The organism is Actinomadura sp. 9N215 (assembly GCF_044326345.1).
Taxonomy (GTDB): Bacteria; Actinomycetota; Actinomycetes; order Streptosporangiales; family Streptosporangiaceae; genus Spirillospora.
On record NZ_JBIRBA010000052.1, the window covers coordinates 19483 to 31056 of the forward strand.

General features: G+C 73.6%; 9 protein-coding genes and 2 riboswitches. Of the genes, 1 reads left to right on the forward strand and 8 read right to left on the reverse strand.

Annotated elements, in window-relative coordinates; all coding sequences use genetic code 11:
• Positions 1 to 855: 855 nt before the first annotated feature.
• From ACH34T_RS43510 to ACH34T_RS43545, 8 genes are all read right to left on the reverse strand, one after another.
• On the reverse strand, positions 856 to 2262 hold the full coding sequence (locus ACH34T_RS43510; protein WP_396026890.1) for an MATE family efflux transporter: 1407 nt from the start codon (positions 2260 to 2262) through the stop codon (positions 856 to 858).
• A gap of 107 nt (positions 2263 to 2369) precedes the next feature.
• Positions 2370 to 3392, reverse strand: a complete 1023-nt coding sequence (locus ACH34T_RS43515) for an LLM class F420-dependent oxidoreductase (protein ID WP_396026891.1) — start codon at positions 3390 to 3392, stop codon at positions 2370 to 2372.
• Between the two features lie 26 nt (positions 3393 to 3418).
• The gene (locus tag ACH34T_RS43520) at positions 3419 to 4924 is read right to left on the reverse strand and encodes a YcaO-like family protein (RefSeq protein WP_396026892.1); all 1506 of its coding nucleotides are present in this window, start codon (positions 4922 to 4924) and stop codon (positions 3419 to 3421) included.
• Positions 4925 to 5033: 109 nt separating this feature from the next.
• Positions 5034 to 5165, reverse strand: coding sequence for a hypothetical protein (locus ACH34T_RS43525; protein ID WP_396026893.1), 132 nt, complete (start codon positions 5163 to 5165; stop codon positions 5034 to 5036).
• Positions 5166 to 5270: 105 nt separating this feature from the next.
• Positions 5271 to 6035, reverse strand: a complete 765-nt coding sequence (locus tag ACH34T_RS43530; protein ID WP_396026894.1) for a (2Fe-2S)-binding protein — start codon at positions 6033 to 6035, stop codon at positions 5271 to 5273.
• A gap of 161 nt (positions 6036 to 6196) precedes the next feature.
• A complete protein-coding gene (locus tag ACH34T_RS43535) occupies positions 6197 to 7060 on the reverse strand; it encodes an ABC transporter ATP-binding protein (RefSeq protein WP_396026895.1) in 864 nt (287 codons plus the stop codon).
• A 74-nt stretch (positions 7061 to 7134) separates the two neighbouring features.
• On the reverse strand, positions 7135 to 8226 hold the full coding sequence (locus tag ACH34T_RS43540; protein WP_396026896.1) for a FecCD family ABC transporter permease: 1092 nt from the start codon (positions 8224 to 8226) through the stop codon (positions 7135 to 7137).
• On the reverse strand, positions 8223 to 9242 hold the full coding sequence (locus tag ACH34T_RS43545) for an ABC transporter substrate-binding protein (RefSeq protein WP_396026897.1): 1020 nt from the start codon (positions 9240 to 9242) through the stop codon (positions 8223 to 8225). The genes ACH34T_RS43540 and ACH34T_RS43545 overlap by 4 nt, the downstream gene beginning before the upstream one ends.
• Before the next feature lie 177 nt (positions 9243 to 9419).
• Positions 9420 to 9619: riboswitch (cobalamin riboswitch) on the reverse strand.
• 125 nt (positions 9620 to 9744) lie between these two features.
• Positions 9745 to 9814, forward strand: a riboswitch (cobalamin riboswitch).
• A gap of 151 nt (positions 9815 to 9965) precedes the next feature.
• Here ACH34T_RS43545 and ACH34T_RS43550 point away from each other — a divergent pair.
• Positions 9966 to 11574, forward strand: a 1609-nt coding sequence (locus ACH34T_RS43550) for an ATP-binding protein (RefSeq protein ID WP_396026898.1), incomplete at its 3' end; no start/stop codon positions are given.

The following is an 11574-nucleotide window of genomic DNA, read 5'->3' on the forward strand; positions in this document are numbered from 1 at the left end:
CGTGTTCGCGTGATCGGTGCCGTAGACGGAGATCATCTCCAGGGCCCGCCGGGCGCCGGGGTCGCCTGCCTCGGCCGCGGCGATGCGTTTGCGCCACGTTCGGTCATGGACGGCGACGTGGCCCGGGTCCGGCCGCCAAGCGGTCGCGCGCCCGTCCGCCCGTGGGAGCCCAGGGCCGTCCGCGGAGTCCGCAAACGGGACAGCTCCCATCGCAGCCTCCCCCGCATACGACGTGACTCATAACGGCCGACCGGAATGGCCGGAAACGGCATTTCCCGTGGAGTGTCGATCTGGCCGTCAGCCCAATAATACAGCGCCCAAGCGGATGGCAGAGATAATCACGTCGCGCCGACACTCGCGAGCCGGAAGTCGATCACTCGAAGGACGCTCGATATGTCGGATTTCGAGTCAGGAGCCCGTGGGCGGTCGCTCCTGGAGGCGACCGGGAACCGGCGGCGACGCCACCGATAGTGCGTGGTCACGCGAGTACGTGGCCCGATGGCGGGGTGGCGCCGCTACCGCCCGATGGCGAAATCGTGGCCCTTGGCTTCGGAACGGTTCGGCGACCGCTACGAACACCACTGGAACTCGGCCTGACCTATGGCCATCTTCGGGATATCGACGGTCACAGCCGATCATTCGGCGGCGATCACGACTATTACGTGGACAATTCCGGCCAATTGAACCCCTGCGATCATCATCTGTACCACGCCGCCGGTCCGTGGCGTCGGTCGGCCATTTCTACGCCGCTGTCGGAGCGCTCTCGGGCATGCGGGAGCTCTATGCCGAGGGCAGGACGACGGCGGCGCCGCACCGGCCAGGCCGAGCTCACGCAAATACTGGCCGCCACCAGGCTCAAGAGCCTGGTGGCCCGCCTGCCCGGCGGGCTGGACACGACGGCCGGACGCCGCGGCCCTCGTCGCCATGGACCCCGTCCACGCCGGGCTCGCCGCCACTCAGCTGATCACCGCCGCCTCCATCACCTGACCGCCGGGCGGCTGCCTGCCGGTGGCGGCGGCGGAGCAGGAGGGAGTAGAGGATCCCGAAGGCCGTCCAGGCGAGGTAGAGGCCTGGCAGGCCGAGGTCGAGGTGGACGCCGAGCAGCCAGGCGAGCGGGATGAGGGCGGCGTAGTCGCCGAGCACGGACGCGACCATGACCGAGCGGGTGTCCCCGGCGGCGCGCAGCGCGGCGCCGTAGGCGAGGGCGGCCAGCAGCGGCGCCAGGCTGAACAGCGCCAGCGGTATCGCCGACCAGGCACGGTCGGCGACCGCTGGATCGGCGGCGATCAGGGAGGTCAGCGGGCCGCCGACGAGCAGCACGACGGCGGACGGGACCAGGTGCAGGACCGTCAGGAGCCGCAGCCCGGCGCGCCGCCACGCCTCGGCGCCGTCGCGGTCGCCGGCGCCGAGCGCCTGCCCGGCCAGGATGGTGGTGGCCGTGGCCGCGCCGGTCAGGACGGTGAACAGCACGAGCGTGAGGTTGTCGACGATGCGGTAGGCGGCCAGGTCGTGGGTGCCCATCCGGGCGGCGAACGCGGCGAGCAGCGCCTCGTTGAGGTAGCCGATGCCCATCGCGCACATCTCCGGCCAGCCGATCCGCCACAGGCTCCGGGTGATCCGGACGGTGGGGACGGCCCGCGCATGGGGGAACCTGGTTCTGGCGTAGACGAGAACGTAGCCGGTTCCGGCGGCGGTGGCGGCCAGGGTGGCGGTCGCGGCGCCGGTGACGCCGAGGTCCGCGCCGAAGATCAGCAGCAGGCCGAGCGGCAGGTTCACGGCGTTGGCCAGCAGCGCGGTGTACATCGAGACCCGGGTCGCGCCGATGCCCGCGCAGGCTCCCTGCAGGGTGAAGGAGACGGCCGCGAACGGGACGGCGAAGGACAGCACGCGCAGGTAGTCGGCGCCCGGGCCGATCAGGTCGTGGCCGGCCCCCAGGACGGTCAGCACCGGTACGGCGGTGAGGTACAGGACGGCGCCCACGGCGGCTCCGGCGGCCGCCGAGGTGAGCACTCCCGTCCGGACGACCTGCACGACCTCCCCGTGCCGGTCCGCGCCGTGATGCCGGGCCACCATCACCTGAACGGCCGTGGCCCAGCCTCGGACGATGACCAGCGCCACCAGGTAGACCGGCGCGGCCAGGGCGAACGCGCTGAGCGCGCTCGTCGAGAGCCGGGCCAGCAGGACGGTGTCGACGACGTTGAGCGTGATCTGGGTCAGCCCGGCGACCATCAGCGGGAGGGCGAGCCTCCAGATCGATCGCATCCCGGCGCCCGGCCGGACGGGCCCGGTGTCTCGGGCAGGCCCGGAGTCTTGGGCAGGCCCGGAGTCTCGGGCGGGCCCGGAGTCGTCCGGCGGCGTCTCGGCCGATGTCACAGTGCGGCCTGTGCGGCTTCCAGCAGTTCGGTGTCGCGGCTGAGAAGGATCAGGGTGTCCACGCGGGAGTCCTTCCAGGCGGAGATGCGGTCGACGATCGCGGGGAGCGGCCCCGCCAGCGCGACCTGGTCGAGCAGTGTGTCGGGGATCGCCGCGGCGGCCGCGTCCCTGCGTCCCTCGGCGAGGTGTCCGCGGATGTCGTGGGCCGCGCCTTCGCAACCCATCTGGCAGGCGACGTCGAAGTAGGTGTTGCGGACGCCCGCCCCGGCGGCGCCGATCAGGTGCGCGAACAGCGGGCGCAGGTCGTCGCGGCCCTCGGCCGCCGTCGCGGCGCGGGCCACGTACACGATCGGGGCGATCTTGACGTCGCCGGGGCCGCGCCCGCCCCGTTCGGTCCCCTCGTCGAGGGGACGGGTCAGGGCCTTCTCATGCTCGGGGGCGTACATCCCCGGCAGCCAGCCATCGGCGATCTCGCCCGCCAGCGCGACGCTTCGCGGGCCGATGGCGCCGAGGTAGAGCGGGATGCGCGGGCGCAGCGGCTCCATCTCCGAGCGGACGGGGCGGGCCCGTCCGGTGGAGCCGGGCCCGCGGTAGGGGAGCTGGTAGATCTCGCCGTCGTGGCGGACGCGCTCGTCCCGCGCGACCGCCTTGCGGACGATCTCGACGTACTCGCGGGCGCGCTGGAGCGGGCGGGCATAGGGCTGCCCGTGCCAGCCCTCGGCGATCCAGGGCACCGACAGTCCCAGGCCGAGGTGGAAGCGTCCGTTCGACAGGACGTCCAGGGTCATCGCGGTCATCGCGGTCGCCGCCGGGGTCCTGGCGGGGATCTGCATGACGGCGGTGCCGAGCTTGACGCGCCGGGTCGCGGCGGCGAGGTAGCCGAGGACGCTGACGGCGTCGGGACCGTACTCCTCCACGCTCCACACCGAGTCGACGCCGATCCGTTCGGCGTGCGCGACGAGCGGCAGCACGTCCTCGATCGGCTCTCCGCCGTAACCCAGGGCCAGCCCGAGACGCATGCGGCGCTTCCTTCCAGACGGCCGGGTCAGGAGAACGGGAGGGGGACGCGGACGAGGTCGTCCTCGGTGAGCGGGCCGGGCGTCCAGCCCCGCGCCGGCGGCTCGCGGTAGAGCCGCTCGCCGCCGAGGAACGGGAAGGCCGCGGGGGCGTTGGAGTACAGCCCCGGCACGATGACGCGGACGACGCTCAGCCCGGCCGCCGCGGCCTCGGGCACCGTGAGGTCGACGACGACGGCCCGCAGCCCCTGATCGTCGAGAAGGCCCAGATACCGGTCGAGCCTCCGGGACGGCCCGGCCAGGACGCCTGCGCGTCCGGCGCATGCGGATCCGGCGCGGGCGTGGTCCGCACGAGCGGGTTCGGCGCGAGCGGGTTCCGCGCGAGCGGGTTCCGCGCGAGCGGGTTCCGCGCGAGCGGGTTCCGCGCGAGCGGGTTCCGCGCGAGCGGGTTCCGCGCGGGTGGGGTCGGGGTGGGCAGGGGCGGGGTGGCGGAGTCGGTCGAGGCGGGTGTCCTGCGCGCGGGGGTCGAGGTAGAGCTGGAGATGCAGCCGCACGTCGTTGACGTCGCGGAGATCGGGGCGGAAGTCGTCGAGGTGGGCGCGGTCGTTTCGATGGGGGCGGTACGGCCGGCGGCTGATCCTTCCGGCGCGGACGGCCGTCCAGAACGGGCCTTCGCCGTCCAGCAGGTCCAGGCCCGCCTCGTGCATGCCGACCGCCTCGGTGAGCGCCTTCGCGGTCGCCGCCTCCGCCGCCGGACGGCAGGCGCTGCCGAAGGCGACCAGCCGGCGCGCCGGGTCCTCGATGAACACTCCGGCGACGTTCACCTCGAAGGTCGAGGGGATGCGCAGCAGGGACACGCGCAGTCCGGCCCGGCCGGCTTCGGTGAGCGCGGCCGCCAGGGGCCCGTCCGCGTCCGGCTCGAAGGCGGGGACGGCGGCGGGTGCGCCGCTGAGCCACCAGAGGGTAACCGCGTCGCGTTCGAACAGTTCCGCCAAGGCGGAGAGGGTCGCCTCCAGCGGGCTCGTCCCCGCGGCCGTTCCGGCGAGCAGTGGGTAGTTGGTGGGCGGCTCGGCGGCGCGCTCGCCGCGGAAGTAGTTGACATAGGCCAGGGACGCGGGCACGAGGACCTCGTCGCCGCCGGCCAGGGTGCGGCCCGCCGCCCAGGCGATCTCCAGGCCGGGTGTCAGCGGGACGAAGGGAAAGCCGCGGTGCGCGTACTGGGCGGGTGAGTACAGCGCGAGCTCGCGCGGGTCGACCGCGTTCACGCCTGCGCGCCGCAGCGTCGTGAACGACCCGGTCCGCAGCCCGGGAGGCACGACGTTCGCGCAGTAGCGCTCGACGGCCTCCCCGAGGGCCGCCCGGCGCGCGGCCTCGTGGTCCGCCAGCGCGGCGCCGCCGGTGACGGTGTCGACCATCCATGGCGCGTGCCGGGGATCCGCCGACGTCCGGGCGCTGTAGGAGACGCAGGACGGGACGGGCCGCACCCGCGGCCGGTCGAGCTCGACCCGCTCGATGAGACCGGATCGGTCGTCCACCGGGCGTTCCACCGGTTCCTCATCGCTCCTTTCGCGCTCGCTCGGGTGAGGGTGAGGAGAGTGAGGGAGAGAAGGGAGCGGCCCCGCGGACCGCTCCCCCATCGCCCGGTCAGCTCTCGGTCAGCTCGGTCTGCTCGGCCTCGCGGTCCTCACGCCACTCGAACGGGGCGTCCACCGCGGGGGTGTGGGACTTCAGTCCCTTCTGGGGTTCCTCCGGCTCAGCGAATCCGTGGTGAGCCATGGCGGCCTCCTTTTCGGAACGCACACAGAACATGCACCATCTATCGCAAGTTCTATGCACCTGCGATCTTCTTGCAAGAAGAATAAGCAGATACGCACGCATGAGTCAACAAGGATCGCGCGCATTTCCTTCGTCAATTCGTTGATCGTCGACCTGCTTCGCCAATGAGCAGTCCTCGCACTTCTCTCCGCCGGGGACCCGGTAGTACAGGCAGCAGCTGCGGCGCCGGAAATCCAGGCGGGCGGAAGTGATCCGCCCGGTCCCGGCGAGGCGGCCGGTGGTCAGCAGGTCTTTCGTGAGCCGCACCAGGTCGCCGTGCAGTTCCGGGCGGGCGGCCAGGATCGCGCGGGCGGCCTCGGCCAGGGCGGAGGCGGCGTTGCCGTACAGCAGGCCGGCGGCCACCTTGACGCGCAGGCCCGCCGCCATGCGGTCCAGATGCCGGACGACGACCACCTGGTAGAGCGCCTGCGCGAGGCGTCCGTCCGCGGGGGCGCGGTGGCCTCGCGGGGCCGGGACGCGGAGCGCGGGACCGTCCTCGGCCTGCCGCAGTTCTTCCAGGTCGAGGACGATTCCGTGCGCGGCCGCGCAGTACAGGACCGGTGACCACAGCCGCGCCGCATGCCCGAGCTGCGTGATCGAGGCGGCGATCCGCGGCTCGCCGGCGCCGTAGCGCTGCGCGGTCGCGTCGACCAGTTCCTGCGCACCGGTGGCGTAGGCGTCGTCGGCCGGTCGCCATCCGGTCTCCGGGCCTCCCACGGCGATCGCGAAGAAGTCGCCCAGCGGGGCGCCCTCGGCGAGCGCCGCCATGACGGCGGCGGGGGCGGCGGGCGCGGGGGCGGCGGGGGGCGCGGCGGGCGAGAGGCGTGTCATGGGAGCGGCTCTCCATTTCGCGGCAGGGGGCGGTCGATATCCGGCGGCCACGGAAATCGGATACCGCTCAAGGCGATTTTGTCGCCGCCGTTCTATTGCGGGTCGTTCGGCCGGGCGGGCCGGACGTTTTCGGAGTTCACCTTCCGTCAGGGTCTCGGTTTTCAGTCAGGCGACATCCAGGTCATCGGCTCGCCATTTCTCGGACGGTGTTCCGCGGGAAGAACGGTGATCTGCGGGTGGCCGCTGCGGGGGTGCTCGACGACTTCGGCGTCGACCCGGTAGACCTCGGCCAGCAGGTCAGGCGTGAGCACGTCGCCCGGCGGCCCCGTCGCGACGGTCCGGCCGGCGTCCAGGACGTGGAGGCGGTCGCAGAACGAGGCGGCCAGGTTGAGGTCGTGCAGGGCGACGACCGCGGTGACGCCGAGCCGGCGGACGAGGTGGAGCGCGTCGATCTGGTGCCGCAGGTCCAGGTGGTTGGTCGGTTCGTCCAGGACCAGGACACCGGTCCGCTGGGCCAGCGCGCGGGCGATGAGGACGCGCTGCTTCTCCCCGCCCGACAGCCGGTCGAAGGGGGCGTCGACCAGGTGCGCGGCCTCCAGCTCCGCCAGCGACCCGGTGATGATCGCGCGGTCGCCGGCGTCGTCGCCCTGGAAGGCGCGTTTGTGCGGGGTGCGGCCCATCGCCACGACGTCGTACACCGTCAGCTCGAAGTCGCCGGGCGTCTCCTGGAGGACGGCGGCCAGGTGCCGGGAGAGGTGCTTGCCCGGCATGCGCCAGACGTCCTCGCCGTCCAGCAGGATCCGTCCCGAGGTGGGGCGCCGGGCGCGGTAGAAGGTGCGCAGCAGGGTGGACTTCCCGGCGCCGTTGGGGCCGACGAGCCCGACGATCTCCGCGGGCGCCGCCGTCAGCGAGACGGCGTCCACCAGGGGCCGGCCGTCGACGACGACCGACACGTCCTCGGCCCGCAGCGTCCCGGGCCGGGGCCCGGATCCGGCCCGGGACGCGGTCACCGCGTCCGTGGTCACCGGGCCCTGCCTCTCCGGGGGGCGACCCCCAGCCCCCCGGAAGAGGCGGCCCGAAGATCCTCGCTTCGCTGCGGTCATCGGACCGCCTTCCGCCTCATCAGGAAAAGGAAGAAGGGGCCGCCGACCAGCGCGGTGAGGATCCCGACGGGGATCTCCTCGGGACTGATCAGGGTCCGCGCCGCCAGATCGGCGACGACCAGGAACCCGGCGCCCAGCAGCGCCGCGGCGGGCAGGGCGCGGCGGTGGTCGGCGCCGACGAGCAGCCGCACCGCGTGCGGCATGATCAGCCCGACGAACCCGATCGAGCCGCTGACCGCGACGATCGCGCCGGTCATCAGGGCGACCAGCGTGAACAGCGCCCCGCGGAAGCGGTGCACGTCCAGTCCGAGGGCCGTGGCGGCCTCCTCCCCGGCCAGCAGCAGGTTGAGGGGACGGGACAGGCCGAGCAGGACCGCCGTGCCCGCGAGCACCACGGCGGCGGGGATCCACAGCAGCGTCCAGGTGGTGCCGGCCAGGCCGCCGAGCATCCAGCGCAGCGCCGACTCGGCGGCGCGGGGGTCGTCGGACGTGATGACCAGGTAGCTCGCGACCGCCGTGAGCACCTCGGCGGTGGCCACGCCCGCGAGGATCAGCCGCACCGTGGTCATCCGGCCGCCGGAGCGCGCCAGGAAGTACACCAGCACCAGGGCCAGCAGCGCGCCCGCGAAGGCGGCCAGCGGCATCGAGAAGATTCCGAACCACGCGACCGGGAACACCACCACGAGCACCGCGCCGACCATCGCGCCCGAGGACACGCCCAGCAGCATCGGGTCGGCCAGCGGGTTGCGGACCACGGCCTGCAGGACCATCCCGCAGACCGACAGGCCCGCCCCGACCACCGCGCAGAGCAGCACCCGGGGCAGCCGGACGTCCATCACGATCGTCTCGCGGACCGGCGACCAGACCGGGTCGGCCAGCGCGGGATGCACCTGGTGGAGCAGGATGCCCCACACCTGGCCCGGCGGGATCCGCACCGAGCCCGCGGCGATCCCCGCCGTGCCCGCCACCAGCACCAGCGCGCCGAACAGCGCCAGGACCAGCGGATAGGGAAGGCGGACGCGGCGCCGGGGGGCGGCGGCGACCGCCGTCCGTCCGCCGGAGACGCGAGGCTCGGCAACGCCGGTCATGTGGGACTCGCCGTCGTCGTTGTTGACGGACGTCCCACCGCACCCCCCGGGAACCGCGCCGGGTGCAGCTGGCGGGCGAGCGACTCGACCGCTCCGGCCGCCCGGACGCCGGTCACCGTGGACGACAGCGGCAGGACCGCGAACCGTTCGTTCCTGACGGCGGGAACGTCCTTCAACGCGGGGTTGGACAGCAGGAATCTCTTCTTGTCCTCGGCGGACCGGTCGCCGTAGTCGTAGATGACGATGACCTCGGGCGCCCGCGCGGCCAGCTGCTCGAACGAGACGTCCCCGTAGGCCTTGCGCACGTCGGAGAACAGGTTGGTCCCGCCCGCCAGCCGGATGATCTCGTCGCCGATGCCCGCGCCGCCCGCGGTGAGCACGGTCTTGTCGCCGCTGTCGTAGACGGCGACCTTGACCGGCGTCGCGGCGGGAGCGGGGGCGGCGAGCCGCGCCTTGACCCGGTCCAGGACGGCGCGCAGCGCGGCGATGCGCCGCTCGGCCCGGTCCGGCACGCCGAAGATCTTGGCGATGGTCCGGATCTCCTCGTCGACCGTGGCCATGGTCACCGGGCCCTTGGGGCACTCCTCGACGTTGAGGTGGGTGTCGATCCCGGCCTTCTTCAAGGTGGCCCGGCCGCGGCCCTCCTTCTCCTCGAACGTGCTGGCCCATCCGCCGTAGACGAAGTCGGGCTCGGCCGCGAGCAGCGTCTCGTAGGAGGGGTACTCCTTGGACAGCACCTTCACCCGGTCGTAGGCGGCCTGGAACTCCGGCAGGATCCGGTCGTCGAGGTAGCCCGTCCCGGCCATCGACCTCTCCAGGCCGAGGGCGAGCATCACCTCGGTCGCGTGCTGGTTCAGCGACACCGCGCGCCGCGGCGGCCGCTGGTAGACGGTCGTCACCCCGCAGTTGGTCACGGTCACCGGGAAGCCGGGCGGAGCCGCGCCCGCGCGACCGTCTCCGGCGCGCCCCGTGTCCCCGCCGCATCCGGCGATCAGCAGCACCGCGACGAGCAGCACCGACGCCCGCGCCCGGATACGGGTACGGAAAGCGGCGGTCGTCGCGGCGGCCCGGCGTGCGGTCGGACGGCGTGCAGTCGGACGGCGCGGCGCCGGGCGTGTCGAATCCCGTGACGCCGGGCGTGTTGAGCCCCTGGGCATGAAGCCCTCTCCTCTCTGGGGAGATCCGCCCCAGTCCAGTCGAGGAGGCGACCGCGTGAGTCTCCTGGCTCTCGGGTCGATGCTCGTCCCGGCCTTCCCGCCCGCTCGCACGGGCAGTGGCGTCGTCGGGATCCGCTCGCCGATCACAGTGGCGGGACCGCGCCGGAATCGCACCGGCTTCCTCGTCCGCCATCGCCTACACCGCACATGGTGACACACGTCGTAGTTGCAAGGAAGTCGCAATAATTCATGACAATGGGGATGAAAGTGTTACCTGTCGCGGCCCTTGACCTGGGCACGTGTGATCTTGACAGCCGCGGGAGCGAGACCGTACCGTCCCCCTGTTCCGCGGTTGTCCGAGGGAAATCCGGTGAGAGGCCGGTGCGGACGCGCCACTGTATCCGGGTCGGTGAGCCCGGGAGCCAGGTCACTCGGACCACCGCGACCTCATCGTCCGGGACGCGCAAGATCCCTTATGGAGGTACCCGTGAGTTCGCCGCCGGCTCCTGCTCGTGCTCCGATTCCCGGATCGGCCGGTGGCCGCTTGCGGTCTCCGCGCCGCGGCCCGGCCCCCTCGTCCTGATGGACGACGGCCGCCTGAACGACGCCTATCCGTTCACCGCCGTCGTCGGCCTCGACGACCTGAAGCTGGCCCTGCTGCTCAACGCCGTCTCCCCGCGGGTCGGCGGCGTACTGGTGCGCGGGGAGAAGGGCACCGCCAAGTCGACGGTCGTCCGCGCGCTCGCCGCGCAGCTCCCCGCCGTGGACACGGTGGCGGGCTGCCGGTTCGCCTGCGATCCGGCCGCGCCCGACCCGTCCTGCCCGGACGGCCCGCACGGCCCCGGCGCGCCGGCGCTGCGGCGGCCGTCCGCGCTGGTGGAGCTGCCGGTCGGCGCGTCGGAGGACCGGGTCGCCGGGTCGCTGGATGTGGAACGGGCGCTGACCGAGGGCGTCAAGGCGTTCGAGCCGGGGCTGCTCGCGGCGGCGCACCGCGGCGTCCTGTACGTGGACGAGGTGAACCTGCTGCACGACCACCTCGTCGACCTGCTCCTGGACGCGGCCGCGCTCGGCACCTGCTACGTCGAGCGGGAGTCGGTGTCGGTCCGGCACGCGGCGCGGTTCCTGCTGGTCGGGACGATGAACCCCGAGGAGGGCGAGCTGCGCCCGCAGCTGCTCGACCGGTTCGGGCTGACGGTCGAGGTGCGGGCGTCGCGGGAGCCGAGGGAGCGCGCCGAGGTCGTCCGGCGGCGGCTGGCGTTCGACGCCGACCCGGCGGGGTTCGCGGCGCGCTGGGCCGCCGAGGAGTCCGCGCTCGCCGGGCGCATCTCGGCGGCGCGGGAGCGGCTGGCGGGCGTCCGGCTGCCGGACGAGCGGCTGGAGCAGATCGCGGCGGTCTGCGCCGGGTTCGAGGTGGACGGCCTGCGCGCCGACATCGTCACGGCGAACGCCGCGCTCGCGCACGCCGCCTGGCACGGCCGCGACGAGGTGGCGGCGGACGACGTCCGCGCGGCCGCCCGGCTGGCGCTGCCGCATCGCCGCCGCCGCGACCCGTTCGACGCGCCGGGCCTGGACGAGTCGCGGCTGGACGACCTGCTCGACGACACCTCTCCCGACGACGACCCGCCGCCCGACGACGGCGGCGGCGGCGACGGCGGGGGTAACGGCGGGAACGAAGGTGAACGCCCGCCGCCCGGCGGCGACGCGGAGGGACCGGCCGAGCCGCCCTCCCCCAGGCAGGGGGAGGACGAGCGGACGGAGAGCGCGGGCGGCGGCGAGCGGGTCGCGACCGCCTCTGAGCCGCACGCGGTCCCGCTTCTGCAGGTGCCCGGCGTCGGCGACGGCGTCGCGGGACGCCGGTCGCGGTCGCGGACGGCGCGCGGCCGCGTCACCGGGGCGCGCCGCCCTGCGGGCAGGGTCCGCGACCCGCACGTGGTGGCGACGCTGCTGGCCGCCGCCCCGCACCAGCGGACGCGCGGCCGGTCAGGCGCCGGGCTCGTGCTGCGGCCGGACGACCTGCGCGAGTCCGACCGCGAGGGACGCGAGGGCAACCTGGTGCTGTTCGTCGTGGACGCCAGCGGCTCGATGGCCGCGCGCCGCCGCATGACGACGGTGAAGACGGCGGTGCTGAGCCTGCTGCTGGACGCCTACCAGCGCCGCGACAAGATCGGCCTGATCACCTTCCGGGGCCGGA